General features: G+C 58.2%; 13 protein-coding genes, 1 tRNA gene and 1 pseudogene. 5 read left to right on the top strand and 10 right to left on the bottom strand.

Features of this window, described 5'->3' with window-relative positions:
• The first annotated feature begins 57 nt into the window (after nucleotides 1-57).
• From HRR99_RS11750 to HRR99_RS11765, 4 genes and pseudogenes are all read left to right on the top strand, one after another.
• Nucleotides 58-1,209, top strand: a complete 1,152-nt coding sequence (locus HRR99_RS11750; protein WP_233121831.1) for a glycosyltransferase family 4 protein — start codon at nucleotides 58-60, stop codon at nucleotides 1,207-1,209.
• A gap of 82 nt (nucleotides 1,210-1,291) precedes the next feature.
• Nucleotides 1,292-2,479, top strand: a pseudogene (locus tag HRR99_RS11755) (glycosyltransferase); the annotation flags it as partial.
• A gap of 44 nt (nucleotides 2,480-2,523) precedes the next feature.
• Nucleotides 2,524-5,766: a glycosyltransferase gene (locus tag HRR99_RS11760; RefSeq protein ID WP_233121832.1), complete on the top strand. Its 3,243-nt coding sequence runs from the start codon at nucleotides 2,524-2,526 to the stop codon at nucleotides 5,764-5,766.
• Nucleotides 5,763-8,006, top strand: a complete 2,244-nt coding sequence (locus HRR99_RS11765; protein WP_233121834.1) for a glycosyltransferase family 4 protein — start codon at nucleotides 5,763-5,765, stop codon at nucleotides 8,004-8,006. The genes HRR99_RS11760 and HRR99_RS11765 overlap by 4 nt, the downstream gene beginning before the upstream one ends.
• 1 nt (nucleotide 8,007) lies before the next feature.
• Here the strand turns inward: HRR99_RS11765 and HRR99_RS11770 are convergent.
• The 7 genes from HRR99_RS11770 to HRR99_RS11800 form a co-directional block, all read right to left on the bottom strand.
• Nucleotides 8,008-8,084 (bottom strand) — tRNA-Met (locus HRR99_RS11770).
• Nucleotides 8,085-8,218: 134 nt separating this feature from the next.
• Nucleotides 8,219-9,415 (bottom strand): tRNA 2-thiouridine(34) synthase MnmA, encoded by a 1,197-nt coding sequence (gene mnmA, locus HRR99_RS11775; RefSeq protein WP_233121836.1) that lies wholly within the window; start codon nucleotides 9,413-9,415, stop codon nucleotides 8,219-8,221.
• A gap of 160 nt (nucleotides 9,416-9,575) precedes the next feature.
• The gene (locus HRR99_RS11780) at nucleotides 9,576-10,763 is read right to left on the bottom strand and encodes an OpgC family protein (protein WP_233121838.1); all 1,188 of its coding nucleotides are present in this window, start codon (nucleotides 10,761-10,763) and stop codon (nucleotides 9,576-9,578) included.
• Between the two features lie 368 nt (nucleotides 10,764-11,131).
• Nucleotides 11,132-12,199 (bottom strand): Tim44 domain-containing protein, encoded by a 1,068-nt coding sequence (locus HRR99_RS11785; RefSeq protein ID WP_233121839.1) that lies wholly within the window; start codon nucleotides 12,197-12,199, stop codon nucleotides 11,132-11,134.
• A 204-nt stretch (nucleotides 12,200-12,403) separates the two neighbouring features.
• A complete protein-coding gene (serA, locus tag HRR99_RS11790; RefSeq protein ID WP_233121841.1) occupies nucleotides 12,404-13,999 on the bottom strand; it encodes a phosphoglycerate dehydrogenase in 1,596 nt (531 codons plus the stop codon).
• Between the two features lie 75 nt (nucleotides 14,000-14,074).
• Nucleotides 14,075-15,253, bottom strand: coding sequence for a phosphoserine transaminase (locus HRR99_RS11795; RefSeq protein WP_233121843.1), 1,179 nt, complete (start codon nucleotides 15,251-15,253; stop codon nucleotides 14,075-14,077).
• 200 nt (nucleotides 15,254-15,453) lie between these two features.
• Nucleotides 15,454-16,257 carry an outer membrane protein gene (locus HRR99_RS11800; protein ID WP_112498558.1) on the bottom strand — a complete coding sequence of 268 codons (804 nt, stop codon included), beginning with the start codon at nucleotides 16,255-16,257 and terminating at the stop codon, nucleotides 15,454-15,456.
• A 551-nt stretch (nucleotides 16,258-16,808) separates the two neighbouring features.
• Between HRR99_RS11800 and HRR99_RS11805 the strand changes: the two genes are divergently transcribed.
• A complete protein-coding gene (locus HRR99_RS11805; RefSeq protein WP_233123490.1) occupies nucleotides 16,809-18,665 on the top strand; it encodes a putative bifunctional diguanylate cyclase/phosphodiesterase in 1,857 nt (618 codons plus the stop codon).
• 47 nt (nucleotides 18,666-18,712) lie between these two features.
• Here the strand turns inward: HRR99_RS11805 and glmM are convergent, their stop codons facing one another.
• From glmM to tilS, 3 genes are all read right to left on the bottom strand, one after another.
• On the bottom strand, nucleotides 18,713-20,065 hold the full coding sequence (gene glmM, locus HRR99_RS11810) for a phosphoglucosamine mutase (protein ID WP_233121844.1): 1,353 nt from the start codon (nucleotides 20,063-20,065) through the stop codon (nucleotides 18,713-18,715).
• Between the two features lie 215 nt (nucleotides 20,066-20,280).
• Complete coding sequence (gene ftsH, locus HRR99_RS11815; protein ID WP_233121845.1) at nucleotides 20,281-22,227, bottom strand: ATP-dependent zinc metalloprotease FtsH; 1,947 nt, start codon at nucleotides 22,225-22,227, stop codon at nucleotides 20,281-20,283.
• Between the two features lie 155 nt (nucleotides 22,228-22,382).
• Nucleotides 22,383-23,690, bottom strand: coding sequence for a tRNA lysidine(34) synthetase TilS (gene tilS, locus HRR99_RS11820; RefSeq protein ID WP_233121847.1), 1,308 nt, complete (start codon nucleotides 23,688-23,690; stop codon nucleotides 22,383-22,385).

Genomic DNA, 23,690 nt, shown 5'->3' on the forward strand with positions numbered 1-23,690 from the left:
CAAAGCGCGGCATTCGTGCCGCGCTTTCACCATGAACTAGGCTCCAGGAAGGGTTGGATGACGCAGGTTTCAAAGCGCGGGCGCATCGTCGTCATCAGCGATTTCCAGGATGGTCCGGCCTTTGCCGCCCAAGTACCGACCATCGAGGAATTCCAGACGCAGTGGCAGAGCGGTGCACGCGGCACACCTGCCGACCCTTCAGAAAACAGACCTGATTTCGAAGTCGAAGGCGGTTACATCGAGCGCTTGCCGCTGGCCTGCGTCAAGGCAGGGCTTGTCGACGCCGTGGAAATCTGGACGCATTGGCGCGGAGATAATCCGCCACCACCGGATATGTGCCAGGCCCCCCTCTTGATACGGCGTTCCTTTCAAATGAATGGGCCGCACGCACCCTTCAGTTCCAACGATATGCTGGCTCACATCAACACCTTTGGCCCGCCTGATATCCTCTGCGTCTGGGGGCTGGGCGTCTCGGAAGAGATTTTGATCGCCTGCGAAAAAAGCTATAAAATATATAATTCCATCGATGCACCTGCGTTGCGCATTCCGCCCGATGTCAGCAGGCATTTCGACCTCGTCATCACAGGCGCCGAATGGCAATCGCGCGCGGTGAAAGACCTTCATCCGCATGTGGAAACCGCGATAATGCCGATCGGGCCGGAGTTTGCGTCCGACAGCATGTTCTACCCGACTGCCGATAAAAAACCCTATGACATCATCTATGTCGCAGCAGCGCAGACCTACAAACGGCATGACATTCTGTTTGATGCGCTCGCGAAACTTCCGCGTTCCATCCGCGCCCTTTGCGTCTTCGGCTATGGAGAACTGAGCGACGACCTGCGCCAGCAGGCCCGTGACCTCCAGATCAGCGTGGATTTCGTTGGCCCGCCAGGTGTTCCCTTCTCCGAGGTCAATCGTTTGATGAACCACGCGAAATTCGGCGTCGTCTGCGGCGTCCATGACGGCGCACCAGCCATTTTGACGGAATATATGCTGGCCGGATTGCCCGTTCTCGCCAACAGCGATCTGAGCTGCGGACTGCAATATATCACGCCACAAACCGGTCTCACCGCGACGGCTGATCAATTTCACGATGGTATTCTGATTATGCTCGAAATGGCATCGACGTTTTCACCAAGGCAGGCCGTCATCGACAACTGGACATGGCCGCACACTGTCGAAAAGCTGCGAAAACTTATGCGCACCTAAGAATATTAGAAAGTTTTCAAGATCGCAGGAACAAACCCCTTTTCGTCCGGTTTGGAAATGCCCCTCAAACGCGGATCCGCCAATGAATCTCTCCAGTTCGCTTTCCCCATCATCACATGCAACACCCGAGCGTAAGACACCGCTAATTTGTTTTTCGCATCTCAGATGGGATTTCGTTCTGCAACGCCCGCAGCACCTGATGGGCCGTTTTGCCCGGGAAAGAGCCGTCTTCTTCTTTGAGGAATTCATTCCGACTGACCACCATCTGGCCTATCTGGAAATCCATCCGTTCGAGGGAACGACGGTGAAATCCATTCGCCCGCGCATTCCGCATTGGTGGAGCGAGGCGGATCGTGAATTGGCACTCGCGAAACTGCTGGATGATCTGCTGGCCATGTATGGTGCCGCAAAGCCCATCCTCTGGTTCTACACACCCGTCATGTTCAGCTTTGCACGCCACGTAGATGCCTCTGCGGTCATTTATGATTGCATGGACGAGTTGGCGAACTTCAAATTCGCGCCGCAGCACATGAAAGAGATGGAGGCCGCGCTGATGGCACGGGCGGATGTCGTCTTTACCGGCGGCTACAGCCTGTATGAAGCCAAGCGCCGTCAACACGACAACATCCACCCCTTCCCATCAGGCGTGGATGTCGCGCATTTCCAATCCACACGCCGCAACCTTCAGGAACCGGCAGACCAGCTTTCCATCCCCGGGCCAAAGCTCGGTTATTACGGCGTGATCGATGAACGTCTTGATCTGGTGCTGCTTGCGTCAATCGCGAAGGCGAGACCGGATTATTCTTTCGTTATCATCGGCCCCGTTGCCAAGATTGCGCCTGAGGATTTGCCGCGCGCCGGCAATATCCACTATCTCGGCCAGAAGCATTATAACGAGTTGCCCGCCTATCTCTCAGGCTGGGATGCAGCACTGATGCCGTTTGCGCTGAACAGTTCGACGCAGTTCATCAGCCCCACCAAGACACCCGAATATCTCGCATCCGGTCGCCCGGTCGTCAGCACCGCAGTGAAGGATGTCGTTCGGCACTATGGTCATGTCAAAGGCGTTTTCTTAGCAGCCGATGCAGATGCCTTCGCAAAGGCATGTGATGCGACGCTGGCCTTGAAAAAAAGCGCAACCGATTGGTTGGCCCCCGTGGATGTCATGCTCGACGGTTCCTCCTGGGACAAAACCTTCATGGCCATGAAGACGCTGATGGATGAGGCGGTGCTCGCCAATGCCTATCCCACAATTCCCGCGTCGCAAGCCTTACCCCGCGCCCTGCCCCGCACCGAAATCGCTGCCGTAACTCCATGAGCAAACAGCACCGTCGTATCGTGCTTGCGACCGACAGTCTCGACCCATCCGGCTTAGGCGAGCATATGCTGACGCTTGGTCTGGCGTTGCGTGACGATTGGGACGTCACGATAGCAACCCCATCCGGCTCCGCGCCGGATTTGATAACGCGCGCCGCACGGCACGGGTTGGCCGTCAAGACATCGGTTGACGCAGCCGATTTCGAGCAGTGGCTCACGACCTCCGGTGCTAGCCTTCTGCATGTCCATGCAGGTATCGGCTGGGAAGGTCACGTGCTTGCCCGGGCTGGCATGTCCTGCGGCATTCCCGTCATCCGAACGGAGCATCTTCCTTACCTTTTGACGGACGAAGACCAGAAGCTGCACTACGAACGGGAATGTGCAAACCTCGCCCACCGCATTGTCGTTTCCGAAGCATCGAAGGCCAGCTTCGAGGCCAATGGTGTCAATGCGGATGATCTGACCGTCGTACGCAACGGCACGTTTCCGTTGGAGCGGCCCGCCGATCCCACGGTCGACATTCTGAACGGCATCGGCGACCGGAAAATCCTGCTGACCGTCGCCCGCTTTTCACGACAGAAGGACCACGCATCCCTCATTCATGCGCTGCCGGACATCGTTGCCGTGCACCCTTCTACGCTGCTGCTTCTCGTGGGCCGTGGCGAAGAGATGGATGCCACCAGGACACTGGTCCACACGCTGTCGCTTGGCGATCACGTTGTTTTCGCAGGACACCGCAGCGATATCGCAGCCCTGATGGCCCGAGCCGATCTCTTCGTTCTACCATCGAAATTCGAAGGATTGCCGATTGCAGTGCTGGAAGCCATGTCGATTGGCCTGCCCGTGGTCGCCACCAACATCGGCGGCAACAGAGAGGCTCTTGGCCCGGACCATCCCTTTTTTACCGAGTGCGGAGACCCCGCCTCGCTCGCACGTACCGTCATTGCCGCTCTTGATAATGAGCCAGCAGCAACAGCCGCCGGACAGTCCGGCACCCGACGATTTGAAGACGAATTTTCAGCACACCGCATGGCAACGGAAACCGCCGCCGTCTATGGCCGCGTTCTGTCCCGCCAGCCACAGCAAACACAAGGACATACCCCTATGAACAGGTCACGCATCGGCTTTATCGGCGTCGGCGGCATTGCAAACCGGCATCTGGATATTCTGGCCGGGTTTGAAGATGTCGAACTCGTCGCTTTCGCCGACCCGGATTTCGCCCGCGCCGAGCAGCCCGCCGCCCGTTTCGGTGCCAAAGCCTTCGACAATCACCGCGACATGCTGGACCAGCAGGTTCTCGACGCCGTCTATATCTGCATCCCGCCCTTTGCCCATGGCGATGCGGAACGTGACCTGATCCGCCACGGCGTCCCGTTCTTCGTCGAAAAGCCTATAACTCTCGATCTGGCGCTGGCGGAAGAACTGAGCGCAGCCATCGAACAAGCCGGGCTGATCACCGGCGTCGGCTACCACTGGCGATATCTCGACACCGTCGATGAGGCCCGCGACCGTCTGGCAGACAATCCTGCCCAACTGCTGTCAGGCTACTGGCTGGACCAGACCCCACCGCCGCAATGGTGGTGGAAAACGGAAGGGTCCGGCGGCCAGATGGTGGAGCAGGCAACCCATATCGTCGATCTCGCCCGCTACCTTGTCGGCGAAGTTATCGATGTCTACGGTCAGGTCGGCTTTAGAGATCGCGACGCTTTTCCCGGCCTCGATGTGCCCGCCGTCACCACTGCAAGCCTCACCTTCCAGTCCGGCGTTATCGCCAACATCTCCTCCACATGCCTGTTGGGGTGGAGCCATAAGGTCGGCCTCAACATTTTCGCTGACCGCATGGCCATCGAGCTGACAGACCACGACATCATGGTGGATGTCGGCGCGGGACGCCCGGTGCGCCACGCCGAAGGCGATCCCGTCTGGCGCGAAAACCGCGATTTCATCGATGCCATCAGCGGGGGCGAAAACCATATTCGCTGCACTTATCAGGACGCTCTGGCAACGCACCGGGTGGCACTGGCGGTTGCGACCTCGGCCCGCAGTGGCGAGACAGTGAAGCTGGATGCGCCCGACATCACCCGTAATCCGTCTGCACCCCTGTTCCATCCGCCCCGCAACGACGAACCGCAGGGCCTCGCCCCCGGCCACCGCATCATCCGCTCGCTGGGCATCGAAGCACCGGGCAAAGCCTACCTCTTCGATTACGAGGAAGGCCCGCCCGGCGATGGTCAGGTTCGCCTTGAAACCCTCTACACCGGGTTTTCGGCAGGCACCGAACTGACCTTTATGAAAAACACCAATCCCTATTTTCATTCCCGTTTCGATGGTGGACGCGGCGTCTTCATCGAAAACGAGCCCGATCTACACTATCCCGTGCCGTTCCTCGGCTACATGGAAGTAGCCCGCGTGACGGAGTCTCGCGCTGGTGGTTTCAGCGACGGCGACGTGATCGCCGGAACCTATGGTCACAAGAGCGGCCACACCGCTAACCCATTCCACGACGTGCTGCTCCCGCTGCCTGAGGACATCGACCCCGTTCTCGGTGTTCTCGTCGCGCAGATGGGCCCCATCGCCGCCAACGGCATTCTGCATGCCGACGCGGACGCGCTCGGCTCGAGCGTGCCCTCTTTCGGCGCGGGCATCGCCGGACGCAATGTGATCATCATCGGTGCAGGCACGGTGGGCCTGATGACGGCGCTCTTTGCGAAACGCGCAGGCGCGCTCGATGTCATCATCGCCGATCCCTCGCCCTTCCGGCGAGAAAAAGCCCAAACCATGGGCATCACGGCAATGGAGGAGCACGATGTTTGGCAACACGCAAAAGCGCGCTGGCACAATGGCGGCAGAGACCGCGGCGCCGATGTCGTCTTCCAGACCCGCGCCCATGGCGAAAGCCTGCACACGGCGCTGAAGGCGTTACGCCCGCAGGGCACCGTCATCGACCTCGCCTTCTATCAGGGCGGTGCGGCCCGGCTGCGGCTGGGGGAGGAATTCCACCACAATGGCCTCAACATCCGTTGCGCACAGATCAACCGCGTTCCTCGCGGACTGGCCGAGCAATGGAACAGGCCTCGCCTAGCCCAGGAAACCATCGGGCTTCTGAAGAGCTACGGCAAAATCATCCGTGAACAGATGATCACCCATATCGTGCCCCTTGAAGACGGCCCCGCCTTTCTGGCCGATCTCGTGGAAAACAGGCCCGAATTCCTGCAGATCGTTTTCAAGGTCAACGAATGATACCGCAACAGCCACCCGTCCGCATTCTCTTCGTTTTCGCATGGCTTGTCGTGGGCGGTGAGGAAACCGAGGTCCGGCTGCTGGCCCGCAACCTCGACCGTTCCCGCTACCAGCTGGATATCGTTGCGTGCTTTCATAAGGAAGGCATGCCGCACCAGACGCATGACCAGTTGCGGGAACTGGGTGTGGATGTCGACACGACACCCTACAGCCTGTCTTTCGAGGACACTGTCGCGTATCTGGCCAATAAAATCCCGGCTTATGACGTCGTTGTCTCCTGCCAGAATGTTGCTGACATTTATCCTGCGTTGGAGCGCATGCATTGGCGCCCGCCGCTGATAGAGCACGGCGGGCTGGTTTCGGAAGCCCTGGCAGGCCCCAAACACCACACCAGTCGCTATGTCGGTGTCTGCCGCTCCATCTGCGATGCCGCTGCATCCGTCATGCCGGGACGCGAAGACCACGTCACCGAGATACCCTCCATGGTCGACCTCGGCGAATTCGACAGCAGCAAGCGCGTAGCCATGCGCGCGTCCTTGACAGTGGACGACGATACTTTGCTGGTCGGCTGGGTCGGCAGGCTCGACCCCAAGAAAAACGTCGAGGACTTCCTAGAGGCAGCGGCGCTGGTCCACGCACAAAATCCGCAGGTCCGTTTCGTCGTTATTGGTGGTCCAGACGCCTTCATGCCCGAATATGCGATCCATTTGAAAGACCTGGCTAAGGCAAGGAACCTTGATGGCATCCTGACGTTTCTGGGCGACCGCAAGGACATCCCTGCCCTCCTGTCGGCACTCGACATCTTCGTCTGGCTGTCCAAGGGCGAAGGCATGCCGCATGTCATTGCCGAAGCCGGTGCGGCTGGTCTGCCGGTCATCGCCACGCCAGACAATGGCGCAGCACAGCAGATCGAAGACGGCGTGTCCGGCATCTTCGTGCCCTATAACGACCCCACAGCGGTCGCAGCCGCGATACAGCGGCTGGCCGCATCCGCCGATCTACGCCGCAAACTTGGGCAAGCGCTTCAGAACAAGGTCGAAACCACCTACAGCGCGCAAGCTGTCGTGCCGCAATGGAAACGCCTCATAGCACAGGTGCTGAACGAGCGACCGGCAGCTCGCCCGACCGGCATTTTCCAATCCTTCCTGCAAGGTGGCTTTGAATGCTCCACGCACCGGCTGCGACCCCGCGACGGTGAAACCGAGGGCAAACGTCTCGACGTCATTGCTTCCACGCACCATGACCGTCACGCAGCAGTGGATTACCAACAACTGGCGTCTCACTCGATCCGAACCGTGCGCGATGGCCTGCGCTGGCATCTTATCGAAAAAGCGCCGGGATACTACGACTGGGCAAGCTTCCTGCCGATGCTCGAAGCAGCCAATGACACCCGCACCCAGATCATATGGGACTTGCTGCATTATGGCTGGCCCGATGATATCGACATCTGGTCACCGCATTTCGTCACACGTTTCGCAAAGTTCGCCGCAGCCGCAGCACAGCTCGTGAAAGACCACAGCGACGCCGTCCCCTTCTATTCGCCGGTCAATGAAATCTCGTTCTTCTCCTGGGGCGGCGGCGACGCTGCCTATCTCAACCCCTTCGCAAACGGGCGTGGTTTCGAGCTCAAAGTCCAACTCGCCCGCGCAGCCATCGCCGCCATGGACGCCATCCTGGTGGTGGAACCCCGCGCCCGCTTCGTTCACTGCGATCCCGTCATCAACGTCATAACCGATCCCTCCCGCCCATGGGAACGCGGTGTGGCTGAAGGCCACCGCCAATCGCAGTTTCAGGGCTGGGATCTGCTGTCAGGCCGCATGTGGCCGCAGATCGGTGGCCACGAAAAATATCTCGATATCGTCGGCGTCAATTACTACCACAACAACCAGTGGATCCACGGCGGCCCACCCATCGACATGGACCACCCGCTCTACAAACCCTTCAGAACAATCCTGACTGAAACCTACGCGCGCTACGGCAAGCCCATCTTCATTGCTGAAACCGGCATAGAAGGCGACCGCCGCGCCAGCTGGATGAGCTATATTCAACAGGAAGTCACCGCCGCCATGAAATGTGGCGTGCCGGTAGAAGGCATCTGCCTATACCCCATCGTCAACCACCCCGGCTGGGACGACGACCGGGCGTGCGAGAACGGGCTGCTGGCGGCGCAATTTACGGACGGCAAGCGAGACGTTTACGAGCCGTTGGCAAAGGCTTTGAAGTTTTCTGCTGGGAAATGAGTGGTAGCGGGAGAGGGACTTGAACCCCCGACACGCGGATTATGATTCCGCTGCTCTAACCACCTGAGCTACCCCGCCACAGAGGGACGTGACAGTCGTGTAACTGTCCGTCCATCAGGATGAGCGGCTTATAAGGTGCCGCTCCCTTTGGTGTCAAGCGCAAGATGCGCAAAAACGTCGCTTTCTCTCTTGCGGCGAAAACCTGAATGGTTTCAGGCTGCAACCGGGTTTTGTAACAGCGCTTTCAGCGATGCCTCGGCTTCCGGTGAACGCTCAGAGCGCTCGATGAACCCGCCGCCATAGACGCGGGCGTCTGCGCCGGGGGCGGAGTAGAGAACGCAGGCTTGGCCGGGGGCAACGCCTGCTTCACCGATTGAAAGATCGACGTAAACGCCCTTTTCATCCACATGCAACACAGCTTCGGCTGGCGGACGGGTGGACCGCACCTTGGCGAAGCAAGCAAAGCCCTCACCCGCGTCACTGGTCAGATCGCCATCACCCAGCCAGTTCATGTCACGCAGATAGACACGGTGTGTCTCCAGCGCCTCGCGTGGGCCAACCACAACGCGGCGGCCACGGGCATCGAGGTGCACGACGTAGAGCGGCTCACCGGTCGCCACGCCTATGCCGCGGCGCTGGCCGATGGTGTAGTGCACGATGCCATCGTGGCGACCCAAAACGCGGCCATCGAGATGGACGATATCGCCCACCAGAGCGGCATTCGGCTTCAGCTTGTTGATGATATCGGTATATTTGCCCTGCGGTACGAAACAGATGTCCTGGCTGTCGGCCTTCTTGGCGACGACGAGGCCCATCTCTTCGGCGAGCTCACGCGTTTCAGCCTTGGAGAGACCGCCCAGCGGAAAGCGCAGATAATCGATCTGCTCCTGCGTCGTCGCAAACAGGAACCAGCTTTGGTCTCGGTCGCTATCGATTGGGCGGTAAAGTGCGCGGCGGTTGGGATGACCGGGCACAGGGTTGAGCCGCGAGCGGATATAATGGCCGGTCGCCAGCGCGTCCGCTCCCAGTTCCTGCGCTGTGGCGAGGAGATCGGCAAACTTGACCGTCTGGTTGCACGCAACGCAAGGCACTGGCGTTTCGCCCATGGCGTAGGCTTCGGCGAAGGGATTGATCACCGTTTCGCGAAATCGGGCTTCGTAATCTAGCACGTAATGTGGAATGCCCAGCGTTTCGCAGACGCGGCGCGCGTCATCGATGTCCTGCCCTGCGCAGCACGAGCCAGCGCGGTGGACGGCAGCGCCGTGATCGTAAAGTTGAAGGGTAATGCCGAGGACATCGTAGCCCTCGCGTTTCAGGATTCCGGCCACAACGGAGGAGTCCACGCCGCCGGACATGGCGACGACAATCCGGGTGTCTTCCGGCTTCTTATCAAAGTCGAGCGTGTTCACGTGTTTTCCAATCGTCAGTCATACCGGGGTTCAAGGCCCCGCCGCCTGTCGTATCCGGCTTAACCGGAATTAAGGTGCTGCGTATAGGAAAAAACGACCGAGAACGCAAGTAGAGGGCGGTGGACCGCCCTCTGCTGTTATTATTGCTGCGATGAATGGATCAGGCGCCAGCAGTCTTCTGACCATTGCCCAGCCACTTGTCACGCTCGCGCCACAGGGCAGGCAGCGACAGAAGGGCCACACCCACCAGCGCGATGATAGTCTTTTCCACCTGCGTCAATTCTGCGGTACGGCCATCAAGGTAGTAGATGCCGTAGACGATGGCGACGTGCCAAACGTAGACCTGAAGCGAGTGGCGACCCAGAAGCTGAAGAAACTTCAGCGACAGAACCCAGATCACCGCGGCAGCGGCCTTCTGCACCAGCGGGTTGTGGTGCTTCGGACCAGCAATCAGCAACCATGTCAGGCCAACGCCGACGGCAAGGAAGTTGATCAGGTATACAGGGCCGAAGTCAGCACGGATTTCCATGGTGGAGAATTTGCCCATCATGAATTCCGGCATCAGGTTCCACGCCGTTGCAATGCGCAACGGTACGAAGAACAGGCACACGAGAAGGGCTGCCTTGGCAATCCAGCTACGCTGTGGCGAGAAGATCTTCGTCCACGCGATCTTGTTCTGAGCCGTCATCGCACCCATCACCAGAGCCGAGTAGAACACCAGCTGCCAGCCGAAGAGATTGAAGCTGACACGAATGCCTTGCTCGTCGGCACCCTTCACCAGTTCGTTCAAAGGGGTCGTGAAAAGCTGCTGCAAACCAAGCTGACCGGCCATCCACACCAGAAGCGAACCGGCCATCACGTAGGCCCACTTGCCGTCGAGGCAAAGCTTCACCAAAATCGGCGCGAAGATCATGTAGACGATATACTGCGGCAGAATATCCATGAAGGTCGGCTGGAACAGGAATGTCGCGATGGCAGCGAGACGCAGAGGATCGTCAAACGACGTCATGCCGAGCCAGTTGTACCAGATGTACGGCGCATGCGGGATGATCATCCGCACGAACAGCACGGCGATGACGAGGCCCATAGCGTATTTGTAAAGCTCGAGAGCACGGCTCCAGATCATGTCGCGACCGGCTTCATAGCCATACTTCATCATCTTGCGGGCATAGACCATGCCTATGAGAAGACCGGAGAGAAAAACAAAGCCTTGCGCGTCTTCCACGAACGCAAACTGCCGGTGATTGATTTCCATCAGCCACAGGCCACCGGCGAAAACGAGGTGGTTGATAAGCATGAAGACGAGAAAATACCCGCGCATCCCATCGATCAGGTCGAAGCGTTTCATCTAGATTGCTCTCCATACTCGCAGGCACCTGTAAGACAGGGGTGCCTGATCCGAACGACTGAATGGCCCTTGGGATGCCACTCAAACTTGGACCGTGAACGCGATTTCTAAGCTACGGTTCCGCCAAAAAGAACGATTTGCTGCTCGCGACAGTTTCACATTGCTGTGTTGCGCCTTGGTTAGAGCGGCTAGACTGAACGTCGGATGAATGAAAAAAGGCGATTGCGTGGACCAACTGCGGCACACGGGATCAGCCTGGAATGGGCCATATCGGTGAAAGCCTGCCCCACAAGGGCTTACAAAAAGATGTGGCCGGTGCAGGATTGATGCCTGCACCGGCCACAATTAAAGCGAGTTTTTTTATCGGTTCAGGCAGCGGCCTGAATGGCGGCGACCTGCCATGGCGAACCATCGTGACGAACGAATGTCCACATCTCCACCGATTCTTCCGGCTTATGCTCGTCGCCCTGAACCACCTTGCCTGTGTTACGATCGCGCATGATGTCGATAGCGGAGTAACGCATCGCAACAGTTGCGTAATCCTTGCCCTCCTCATGCCAGGCTTCGGCAACATCGCCCTGCAACAGCGTCACATCGCGAACGTCGTTCTTGACGCCGCTCGTGGCATTGTCGCTCAGTTCTTCCGCGAGGTAGGACATGGCTTCGGGCGTCGTCAACTGGCGAAGCGCGCTGTAGTCCTCGGCAGCATAGGCAGCCTGTACGTTTTCCAGCGTCTTCTGGAAGGTTTCGAGATCGCCCTGTGTCACGCCGATTTCATCACCCTCAGATGCCGCATTGGCATGTGCCGGGCCGCGTGGCGTCATGGCCGCAGCAGCAGCGGTTGCGCCCACGGCTGCACCTGTCGCCTTGGAACCCATCTGCGGGATTTTAAACCCGCCGAAAGAACCCTGATTGTTCTGGGAAGCCGACTGATCGTTACGGGCCGAGTTGGAGCCTGTGACGCCGCCGAAAGCGGGCTGGCCCTGACGGCGCGATGCGAAGAAGCGCATGGCGAGCATGACGAGACCACCGATCAAAAGAGCCTGGATCAACAGACCGAAGAAACCGGCCATGCCGCCAAAGCCGCCACCCATGAGCATGCCGAACAGGCCACCCATCAACAAGCCACCCATGAGACCGCCCATCATGCCACCGAACATACCGCGGCTCTGCTGCGGAGCCTGGGCCGTATTAGGACGTGCTGCATTCGGCTGTGTCGCCTGATTGGTATTCGGCGTCATGCTGCGGTTGATCGGCGCGGACTGCCCGGGTGCGGTGTTCGTGGCAGGCGGCGCGGAGAACGTTCTCGTTCCACGGCTACCAAAACCACCACCGGCACGTCTTGCTTCGGCCATGTCAACGGCGACGAACGAAACGGCGATCCCGAGTGCGGCAACCGCAAACAATCCTTTAAAGCGCCTGAAGGCAGCGAACATCGTCTTCTCCTATTACACCGCCCTCCCATTGAGCGGCTCTTGACGGTCGATATAGCAACTATGGATCATCATTTTTAGGGGAATGGCATAAAATTTTTCGTGATATGCAACCCTTGGTAATTGTAAGCGCGATGATACAAAAAACCCGGCAGAGAATTTCTCCTCTGCCGGGTGATGATGGTTCTCGAATGTCTGCCCGAATGCTCAGTCGACGTTGAAGGACAACGACTTGACCTGACGGATGGCTGGGTTGGCGCGCAACTTGTCCAGCACGTCTTCGGACACGGGACCATCGACGTAAAGAAGCGCGATGGCGTCGCCACTTTCCTTCTCCCGGCCCAGCTGGAAGTTGGCGATGTTGACGCCCGCTTCACCAAGCGTCGTGCCCATGAAGCCGATCATGCCGGGAACGTCGGTGTTGGTGATGTAGATCATGTGCTGACCGACATCGGCATCCATATTGATGTTCTTGATCTGGATGAACCGTGCCTTACCATCCGAAAACACCGTGCCGGCAACGGAGCGGACCTGATTTTCGGTCTTCACGGTCAGCTTGATGAAGCCGTCGTAAACGCCGGTCTTGTCGCGCTTGACCTCGGAAAGGATGATGCCCTTTTCCTTGATCATGATTGGCGCGGAAACCATGTTGACGTCAGACACCTGCGGGCGGATGAGACCGGCCAGCAGTGCCGATGTCAGCGCCTTTGTGTTCATGCTGGCGGTTGCGCCATCATAGAGGATTTCGATTTCCTTGGTGGCGCTCTCCTGCACCTGACCCACGAAGGAGCCGAGAACGTCGGCCAGCTTGATGAACGGCTTCAAGCGTGGAGCTTCGTCGGCGGTGATCGACGGCATGTTGATGGCGTTGGAAACGGCACCCTTGACGAGGTAATCCGACATCTGTTCTGCAACCTGAAGCGCAACGTTTTCCTGGGCTTCCGTTGTCGAGGCGCCAAGGTGCGGCGTGCAGACGACGTTTGGCAGGCCAAACAGCGGGCTTTCGGTCGCAGGCTCGACCTCGAACACGTCGAAACCGGCACCAGCGACATGGCCTGATTTGATGGCGTCGGCAAGCGCTGCCTCATCCACCAGACCACCACGGGCGCAGTTGATGATGCGAACGCCGGGCTTGGTCTTGGCAAGGTTTTCAGCACCCAGAATACCGCGCGTCTTGTCGGTCATCGGCACATGCAGCGTAATGAAATCGGCCTGTGCGAGCAACTCATCCAGCTCGACCTTGGTCACACCCATTTCCTGCGCACGCTCTGGCGACAGGAAGGGGTCATAAGCGAGAACATTCATCTTGAGACCGATGGCGCGCGAGCAGACGATGCCGCCGATGTTGCCCGCACCGATAACGCCCAGCGTCTTGCCGGTGATTTCGACACCCATGAACTTGGATTTTTCCCACTTGCCTGCCTGCGTGGAAGCGTCCGCAGCCGGAAGCTGGCGGGCAACGGCGAACATCAGCGCAATCGCATGTTCGGCTGTCGTGATGGAGTTGCCGAATGGCGTGTTCATCACGATGATGCCGCGACGCGAAGCGGCAGGAATATCGACATTATCGACGCCGATACCGGCGCGACCGATGACCTTGAGGTTGGTCGCAGCTTCGATCAGCTTTTCCGTTGCCTTGGTGGCGGAACGGATGGCCAGACCATCGTAGTTGCCGATGATTTCGGCCAGCTTGTCCTTGTCCTTGCCAAGCTTTGGCTGGAAATCGACGTCTACGCCGCGATCGCGGAAGATTTGGACGGCGGTTTCCGACAGTTCGTCAGATACGAGTACGCGAGGTGCCATGGTGTGGGCTCCTTGAAAAGGGTTCAGTCTTGAAAGCGAAAATACGCGGCCCTGCCGTGGCAGGGCCGGAATGGATCAGGCCGCAGCCTTGAAGGTCGCAGCCTTCTGCGTTTCGAATGCCCACTTCAGCCAAGGCATGACGGCCTTCATATCAGCCGTTTCGATGGTCGCACCGGCCCAGATGCGAAGACCTGATGGAGCATCGCGGTAAGCACCGATGTCCAGCGCGACGTTTTCCTTTTCGAGAAGGGCAACCATGCCCTTGGCGAAATCGGCCTGCGCGGCGGCGTCTAGAGCGGCAACATCCTTGCAGACGATCTTGAGGCAGACGGAGGTGTTGGAACGCGTTTCGTCAACGACAGCCAGATTGGCGATCCAGTTATGCTCGGCCACGAAGTCGAAGATGACTTTCGCATTGGCATCCGCACGGGCCATGAGGGCGTTCAGACCACCGAGGTTCTTCGCCCACAGCAGCGCATCGATATAGTCTTCGACGCACAGCATGGATGGCGTGTTGATGGTTTCGCCGGTGAAGATGCCTTCGATCAGCTTGCCGCCAGATGTCATGCGGAAAATCTTCGGCAGCGGCCAGGCCGGTACGTAGGTCGTCAGACGCTCGACGGCGCGTGGCGACAGAATGATGACGCCATGGCCGCCCTCGCCGCCCAGAACCTTCTGCCAGGAGAAGGTAGTGACGTCGAGCTTGGAGAAGTCCATGTCTTGCGCAAATGCGGCAGAGGTCGCATCGCAGATGGTCAGACCCTTGCGATCAGCGGGAATAAAATCGGCGTTTGGAACGCGAACACCCGATGTGGTGCCGTTCCAGGTAAAGACCACGTCACGGTCGAAATCGATGGTGGAGAGGTCTGGCAGAACGCCGTAGTCGGCTTCTACTCTGCGCACGTCCTTCAGCTTCAGCTGCTTGACGACATCGGTCACCCAACCGGCACCGAAGCTTTCCCACGCCACCATTTCGACGCCGCGTTCACCGAGCAGCGACCAGAGCGCCATTTCAACGGCGCCGGTGTCGGATGCAGGAACGATACCGATGCGATAATCGGCGGGAACATTCAAAACGTCACGGGTGAGATCGATGGCCTGCTTCAGCTTGGCTTTGCCAACCTTGGCGCGATGCGAACGACCAAGCGGTGCATCGGCGAGAGCTTCAAGCGACCAACCGGGACGCTTCGAGCAGGGACCAGAAGAAAAATGTGCATTGCCCGGACGTGTGTCCGGCTTAACGATATCTGTCATTTGACTACCCTTTCAGATAGGCGCTCCACGTTAGGGTGGAGTGTCCTGACGCCGTTGCTATGCCTCTCGCCTGTCGCAGTCAAGAAGAATGTGTCGCTTGCACAAAGAATCCTGGCCGAAACGCGCCATCTATCCCCAAACGAAAACCGCCCGCACCCTTTCGGGCACGAGCGGCAGAACTTACGGAGGAAGCTTGAACGTTACTTGTAAACGCTCGGCTGCAGAGGAATATCGGCTGGCGGAATGTACTGCGCCGTATCGCAGCCATTGAAGACATAACGGCCACCGACGCGCACTTCGTGCGACGTGATACCCTTGTCGCGGCCGCCGGACGTCAGGCCACTTCCGCTTGTGCCGAACATGCTGCCGCTGCCGATCTGGCGGAAACGATAGCCGACGTCGGCCTTCAGGTTACAGGTGACATCGATCGACGCACCGGCCATCAAGCCGTACGCGAAGCGCCAGTTACCTTCACCATCGATCTCGCAGTTACCGCAGCTCGACAGCTTGTCCCACTTCACATAGGCACCACCGATACCAGCGCCGAGATATGGCGTGATGCGACCGTAGGTTCCCAGATCTACATAGGCGTTTGCCATGAGAGCGTAAGCGCGCATTGCCGAGTCGGCACGATTGAGTTCAGGTGCAACGCCGCTGAATTTGGATTTCGCCATGTAATCGAATGTCAAATCCGTACGCAGATGATTGTTGATCTGATAGCCAACACCACCACCCACTACGAAACTGTCTTTCAAAGACCGATCGCCGAAGCTCAAACGCTGAATGGTTGGACCAGCGAACGCACGGTCAAAATCCGCACCACGCGACCTGTTGAACGAATAACCCACATCACCGCGCAGATACCAACCGCTTGCTTCCTGAACGGACACTTCCGGTGCCTGATCAACGAATGCTGGCTGCGGCTCTGCCTGATAGACATCTGCTGCAAAAGCGGTTTGGCATGCCATCAATGCGGCGACGACACCGATCAGGCTCTTTTTCATTACAAGGCTCCCTAAGCGGTATCGGCGCCAGATGCGGCGAATACCCGTGAATTCATCATTTACGAAGCCTGAAGGAAATTGGTTAAATCCCTGTTAAATTCGGGAATACATCTGGTTATTTTGCTAACAGACTTGGTTAATACTCTTTTACCGGTTGGAGAGCTCCATCCGGCTTCAAAGAATAAAAATCTCCATATGCGTGTATTTTCAGCGCGTAACTTCGTATTAGTATGCATAAGCCTATGCGACTGAAATAATATTTTGTTAGCTAATATTATTGTCCTTCTCGCAACAGTCATCACCTATTGTAAGTATAAGGCGCCCATTGACTGCGGCGGACCGACGATAGTCAGACATGACGTGCTGATCTCAGAGGGAATTCCTTCCCTACCGCCTGATGGCCCCATCCGCCGGAGGGCGCGTTCAAAATACTTCAAGGTCATCCTTTCTTGAGCACGCCACTGAAATACTTCATTGAGTTGGTGAAGATACCGGACAATAATCCGCCGCTGCTGGTCGCGAAATACCGCGCATTTTGCCGGCAGATGCCGATGATGTATTTCATTTTGATATCGAGCACCTGGGCTCTGGCGGCAACGCATCTGCCCGTTGCGCCGCTGCGGCTGACCGTTGCTGTGCCTACCGCCTTTACCATCATCAGTGTAATCAGGGTCATCTTCTGGTGGAAGTCGCGAAACGAAATCCCCTCGCCTGATTATGCGTTGTCAGCGCTCAGAAGAACACAGCGCCTGTCGGTCGGTATTTCCGTTTCCTTTACGGCCTGGTCCCTTCTGCTCTATCCCTATGGCGACGCCTATCAGCAATCTCACATTGCGTTCTATATGGCGATCACAGTCATTTCGTGCATTTTCTGCCTGATGCATGTCCGCTCCGCGGCGCTTTTCGTCGCGACCATCGTCAATGGCACCTTCATCGTTTTCTTTACAGCCACCGGCCACGCCACCTTCATCGCCATCGCCATCAACATTCTTCTCGTCAGCTTCGGTATGCTGGCGGTATTGATGGTGAACTACCGCAATTTCGAGCGCATGATCAGCGCTCAGCAGCAGACTCAGGCGCTCAGCAACGAAAACCTGCGGCTGGCCAATATCGATAGCCTGACCGAACTTCCGAACCGCCGCGCTTTCTTCAAGCATTTGGCAGAAGCGTTCGAAGCTGCCACCAACGATGGCAAGCGGCTCGCCATCGGGGTTATCGACCTCGATGGCTTCAAGCCGGTCAACGATCTCTACGGGCATTCCTCAGGCGACCGCCTGCTGGTGGAAGTCAGCAACCGCCTGACAGATGAATTCTCGTCCAGCAACCTCTTCCTCGCGCGTCTCGGCGGCGACGAGTTCGCCTTCGTCATTTCAGATGTCGCCGATGACTGTGATGTGGTTGCCGAGGGGCATCGCATGTGCACTGTGATGCGCTCGCCGTTCCATCTGCCGGATGCTACGATCATGATCTCCGGCTCCATCGGCATCGCCGTCTTCCCGGATCTGGCATCGACACCGGAGGAACTGTTCGACCGCGCCGATTATGCGCTTTATCACGGCAAACGCCGCAAGCCCGGCAACAGCACCCTCTTCACCGCTCGTCACGTCGCCGAGATTCACCGCGATGCGCGCATCGAGCAGACGCTGAAACAGGCCGATCTGGCCAGCGAACTTTCCGTCGTGTTCCAGCCCATCGTTGACCTCACTTTGCACGAAACAACGGGTTTTGAAGCACTGGCGCGGTGGAACAGCAAAGTGCTCGGGCAGGTCTCGCCCGCTCAGTTCATTCCCATCGCCGAGCGCGCAGGCATCATCGGCAGCCTTACGCGTCCGCTGTTGAAGAAGGCGCTGACCGCCGCCCGCAAATGGCCGAACCGTTTCCGCCTGTCCTTCAATCTCTCGGCGCAGGATTTGAGCAGCCCGGAAGCGGTGATGAGCATCATCGCCATCATCGAGACAAGCGGCTTCGAAGCATCGCGTCTCGACCTGGAGATTACCGAAACGGCTTTCATTCACGATACCCGCCAGGCGCGCCAGTCGGTGGAAATGCTGCGGCAGATCGGCTGTGGCATTTCTCTGGATGATTTCGGCACCGGCTATTCCAGCCTGACCTCACTCCACTCCCTGCCGCTGACCAAGATCAAGATCGACCACAGCTTCGTTCACGAGATACAGGACAACGTAGCCAGCGAGAAAATCGTCCGCTCAGTGCTGACGCTCGGTCGCGAAATGGGTCTGGATGCGATTGTGGAAGGCGTGGAAACTGTCGAAGAAATGGCCGTGATCAGAAATCTCGGCGCAAAATTCGTTCAGGGTTATCTGATCTCGAAGCCGATGGACGAAAGCGCCATCCCCGGCTTCCTCGCCCAAGAACGCGACGCAAACGCGGTCCTCGCCCGCTCTGCATAGTGGGTTAAACAAAAAGTGCCAGCGCTGCCGCTGACCCGATCGATTGTTTATGCTGCCGATCTTGCGTTGGCGATAACGCCGACCAGATCGTTAACGATACGCTCGACCTGCGCGCTGTCGTCACCCTCAGCCATGACGCGGATCAGCGGCTCGGTGCCGGATGGGCGAATGACCAGACGGCCATTTTTGGCCAAAGCACTTTCCGCATCGGCGATAGCCTGCTTCACCACAGGGTTTTCCAATGGCTTGCCGCCAGTGGTCCGTACATTTTTCAACAGCTGCGGCACAGGCTCGAACTTGCGGCAGACTTCGCTCACCGTGCGACCGGACCGCTTGACGCGGGCTAGAACCTGAAGTGCAGCCACAAGGCCGTCACCCGTCGTACCATAATCCGACAACACGATATGTCCGGACTGCTCGCCACCGACGTTGAAATCATGGTTGCGCATGTGTTCAACCACATAGCGGTCACCTACCTTCGTGCGCGCCAAGGTCATGCCGTTGTCCGTCATGAAGCGCTCGAGACCCAGATTGGACATGACGGTCGCGACGATGCCGCCGCCACGCAGGATTTTATCCTCGGCCCAGCTTGCCGCAATCGTCGCCATCAACTGGTCACCATCGACGATCTGTCCCTGCTCATCCACGATAATGACGCGGTCCGCATCGCCATCCAGCGCGATGCCGATATCGGCGCGCACCTCGTGCACCTTCTTCTGCAGGGTTTCAGGATAGGTCGAGCCGCATTCGAAATTGATGTTTGTACCATTCGGCTCGTTGCCGATGGTCACGACCTCCGCACCGAGTTCCCAAAGTGCTGCCGGAGCAACCTTATAGGCTGCGCCATTGGCGCAATCGATGGCGATCCGCAGACCGCTCAGCGTTACGTCACGCGGGAGCGTGCGCTTGACGAATTCGATGTAGCGATAAATATCGCCATCCACGCGCTTGGCACGACCGATCTCGCTGGGCTTGGCCAGTTGCGCATAAATGTCCTTGTCCAGCAGGTCCTCGATTTCGAGTTCCAGCTCGTCGGACAGCTTGTAACCGTCGGGGCCGAACAGTTTTATGCCGTTGTCTGCAAAGGGGTTATGCGACGCCGAAATCATAACACCGATATCTGCACGAAGGGATCGCGTCAGCATGGCAACCGCCGGTGTCGGGATCGGGCCCAGCAAGAACACGTCGAGCCCCGCCGCCGTGAAACCTGCGACCAGCGCATTTTCCAGCATATAGCCTGAAAGACGCGTGTCCTTGCCAATCACCACACGGTGGCGATGGTGCCCGCGCCGGAAAATCGTACCCACCGCAATTCCGACACGCATGGCAAGATCAGGCGTCATGGGGAAGACGTTGGACTGACCGCGAATACCATCGGTTCCGAAATAGCGACGTGTCATGTGAACTCCAGATTTGTATCGGGGCAATCAGCACGCATGAAGCGTGACCAGCTTTTCAGGCTAGATGCCATAAAAGCCAGCGGACAGCACGTCAATTACCGCGAATATCCAACATATGTTGTTACCACACGCGCTTCTCCCCAACAAAGAGAGGCGCAAAGAAAAGGCCGCCCGCGAACGGACGGCCTTGAATAACTTTGATTTTGGACTTCAGATCAGTGCGGCTGCGGCTCCATGCCACCTTCCGACTCACCATCACCCTTGGCTTCGTTCGGACCGTCTTTCTTCGTTCCAGCCTTCGGCACGGCAGAGCCACGGCTGTTCGGAGAATCGTCGCCCAGATCACGTGGCGGCTTCTCGCCGCGCATCAGACCCTTGATTTCCTCGCCTGTCAGCGTTTCGTATTCCAGCAGACCTTCCGCGATGGCAACGAAGCCATCGTGGTTTTCGGTCAGAATACGGCGTGCTTCAGTATAGGCTTCGTCGATCAAACGGCGCACTTCGGTGTCGATGGTCTGCGCTGTGGCCTCAGAAACGTTCTTGGACTGCGAGACGGAGTGACCGAGGAATACTTCCTGCTGGTTTTCACCGTATGAAACCTGTCCGAGCGCGTCGGAAAAGCCCCACTGCGTGACCATAGCACGGGCAAGCTTGGTGGCCTGCTCGATATCGGATGAGGCGCCCGAAGTAATGTTTTCCTTGCCGAATGTCAGTTCTTCAGCCACACGACCACCCATCATGATGATGAGACGGGAGACCATCCACTTGTAGCTCATGGAATAGCGGTCGCCTTCCGGCAACTGCATGACCATGCCAAGCGCACGACCGCGCGGAATGATGGTCGCCTTGTGCAGCGGATCAGCCACGGCAACCTTCAGCGCCGTAATGGCGTGACCGGCTTCGTGATAGGCCGTCAGTTTCTTTTCGGCTTCGGTCATGGCGGACGAGCGGCGCTCCGCACCCATCATGATCTTGTCCTTGGCGTCTTCGAATTCGGCCATGGTGACGACGCGTTTGTTACGGCGCGCGGCCATAAGCGCTGCTTCGTTGACGAGGTTGGCCAAGTCGGCACCCGAAAAACCGGGTGTGCCACGGGCCAGAACCTTGAGATCGACATTCGGTGCCAAAGGCACGTTGCGGGCATGGACCTTCAGAATGCGTTCACGACCGACGATATCTGGGTTCGGAACGACGACCTGACGGTCGAAACGGCCTGGACGCAGAAGCGCGGGGTCAAGAACGTCAGGACGGTTGGTCGCTGCGATGAGGATGATACCTTCATTTGCTTCAAAACCATCCATCTCAACCAGCAGCTGGTTCAGCGTCTGTTCGCGCTCATCGTTACCGCCGCCAAGACCGGCACCACGGTGGCGACCGACGGCATCAATTTCGTCGATGAAGATGATGCAAGGCGCATTTTTCTTCGCCTGTTCGAACATGTCACGAACGCGGCTTGCGCCAACGCCGACGAACATTTCCACGAAGTCAGAGCCGGAGATGGTGAAGAACGGCACATTGGCTTCGCCCGCAACGGAGCGTGCCAGAAGCGTCTTACCCGTACCGGGAGGGCCGACCAGCAGAACACCGCGCGGAATTTTGCCGCCTAGGCGCTGGAATTTCTGCGGGTCGCGCAGGAATTCAACGATTTCTTCGAGATCCTGCTTGGCTTCATCCACGCCTGCGACATCATCGAACGTCACGCGACCATGCGCTTCGGTTAGAAGCTTGGCCTTGGATTTGCCGAAGCCCATCGCACCGCGAGAACCACCCTGCATCTGACGCATGAAGAACAGCCAGACACCGAGAATGAGGAACATGGGCAGCAAGGTGCCGAGATAGCTCAGGAAGCCGGACGAACCGTCGCTTTCAGGCCGAGCGACAATGCTGACATTCTTGCTCTGAAGACGTTCCATCAGCGCATCGTCGATCACAGGCGAGTATGTCTGAAACGCGGTGGCGTTTTCCGTATAGGTGCCCAGTACGCGATTGCCGGTGACGGTGACTTCACGCACACGCCCGGCGTCCACATCCCGCAGGAACTGCGAATAGGGGATCTCTCGCGAGCTCGACTGCGAAGGCGACGTCTGGAACATGCTGAACAAGGCGATCAGCAACAGAGCGATCACTGCCCACAGGGCGAAATTTCTAAAATTTGGGTTCATTGAACTCCCCGAACTCCAACGGGCAAATGCGCGCCCGCCATTATGTTGTGCCTAACATAAGGACGACAGTTGCCCTTGCCAAGGCAGGTGGAAGCATCAGATGCGATTTGAGGTAAAAACTGTACGAAAAATCCTTGCGAAAAGCGCAGCTTGCCCTAGACCGGAGCCTGCGGATAGGCCGGGCAACCGATAAGAGCAGCAACGGCATTCGCCAATTGAAGGTCGAAGCGCGGCAAAAACAGATCGTAAGGCGCCATTACCCTGCTCAGCAACACCCCTTCTACAGCCATCGCTTGACCCTTGCTATCAACGATGAACGGCATAGTTTCCAGGGCACGGCGGGCAACACCGGCAGGAACGAGGGAGGGGAAACCCGGCTCCTCCCCACTCTGCAACGGACCACGTGCGCGCACGATAACATCGTCGGCAGTGCCGTTGGTTATCTCGAAGCGTTCGTCCCACACGATTTGTTGACCGGCAGCCACCGGCATTGTCGCGACACCACGGTTTTCCCGGACGAGATGAAGCGCATGTTGGCGTCGGTCGAACACCACACGCGCGGCAGTCACCCTGCCGGGCTCACCTGCCGTCGCAAGAGCCATGACCCGATCCATGCTGTCAGCCGCCATCGCAAATCGCCGCCCGCCGACCACGCTGGCGAGCGCCGAAAGAGCATAGCGAAGCGTCGAGGGTTCCGATTTCAGGCCACCAGCATCAAGAGTGAACACCGCGCCTGCATGGCAAGACACATGATTTTCAATGAGATGCGCCGCTTCTGCAGAGAGGTCAAAGCGGTTGATTGACTGATCAATCAATATCCCGGATGCGGTGTTCCGTGCTCGAACGCGCTCATATTTGCTGTCTTCGTTGCTGGGGTCGTCGTACCAGCCTTGCCCAAGGCTCGTCAGAAAATCTCTGATGTCCTGCCGCGTCGAATTGAGAAACGGTCGCATGATCCAGTGGCGCCGGTCGTAAAGAACGGCATCTGCCATGCCTGCGAGGCCGAGATTATCCGTCCGCCGACTGCGGGCGCTGCGCATCGCAATCGTCTCGCGCTGGTCGCCAAGCGTGTGTCCCACGACGATCATGTCGGCACCGATCTCGTCTGCGACCTCGGCAATCAGCGCATAACGCACAAGCCGGGCGGCGGCGGAAAGGCCGGTGGTGGGTTTGGGATCGTTCCATCGGCGAATATGGCTTGGGATGTCGATGCTGGCACACAGTGCCGCTACGCCTTTCGCCTCCTCCGCCGCTTCAGGGCGAAGCGCGTGGTCGATAGTGACGGCGTGTAAGGAAATGTCGTTTCTGCCCGCATCCTGCACGACTTGCCGCAGCGCAAACAGCAGGCCAGTGGAGTCACTGCCGCCGGAGATGGCAACGAGGATCACGGAGGGTGTTGAAATCTTGTCGATAAATTGCCGTGCAGCCTCAAGCGGCGCAATCGGGCTTACGGGAAACGGCAT

Source organism: Agrobacterium vaccinii (assembly GCF_021310995.1).
Lineage (GTDB): Bacteria > Pseudomonadota > Alphaproteobacteria > Rhizobiales > Rhizobiaceae > Agrobacterium > Agrobacterium vaccinii.

Coding starts and splice junctions, on each gene's coding strand:
- HRR99_RS11750 (WP_233121831.1), top strand. CDS start 58: ATGACGCAGGTTTCAAAGCGCGGGCGCATCGTCGTCATCAGCGATTTC.
- HRR99_RS11760 (WP_233121832.1), top strand. CDS start 2,524: ATGAGCAAACAGCACCGTCGTATCGTGCTTGCGACCGACAGTCTCGAC.
- HRR99_RS11765 (WP_233121834.1), top strand. CDS start 5,763: ATGATACCGCAACAGCCACCCGTCCGCATTCTCTTCGTTTTCGCATGG.
- HRR99_RS11780 (WP_233121838.1), bottom strand. CDS start 10,763: ATGAAACGCTTCGACCTGATCGATGGGATGCGCGGGTATTTTCTCGTC.
- HRR99_RS11785 (WP_233121839.1), bottom strand. CDS start 12,199: ATGTTCGCTGCCTTCAGGCGCTTTAAAGGATTGTTTGCGGTTGCCGCA.
- serA (WP_233121841.1), bottom strand. CDS start 13,999: ATGGCACCTCGCGTACTCGTATCTGACGAACTGTCGGAAACCGCCGTC.
- HRR99_RS11795 (WP_233121843.1), bottom strand. CDS start 15,253: ATGACAGATATCGTTAAGCCGGACACACGTCCGGGCAATGCACATTTT.
- HRR99_RS11800 (WP_112498558.1), bottom strand. CDS start 16,257: ATGAAAAAGAGCCTGATCGGTGTCGTCGCCGCATTGATGGCATGCCAA.
- HRR99_RS11805 (WP_233123490.1), top strand. CDS start 16,809: ATGATGTATTTCATTTTGATATCGAGCACCTGGGCTCTGGCGGCAACG.
- glmM (WP_233121844.1), bottom strand. CDS start 20,065: ATGACACGTCGCTATTTCGGAACCGATGGTATTCGCGGTCAGTCCAAC.
- ftsH (WP_233121845.1), bottom strand. CDS start 22,227: ATGAACCCAAATTTTAGAAATTTCGCCCTGTGGGCAGTGATCGCTCTG.
- tilS (WP_233121847.1), bottom strand. CDS start 23,690: ATGCCGTTTCCCGTAAGCCCGATTGCGCCGCTTGAGGCTGCACGGCAA.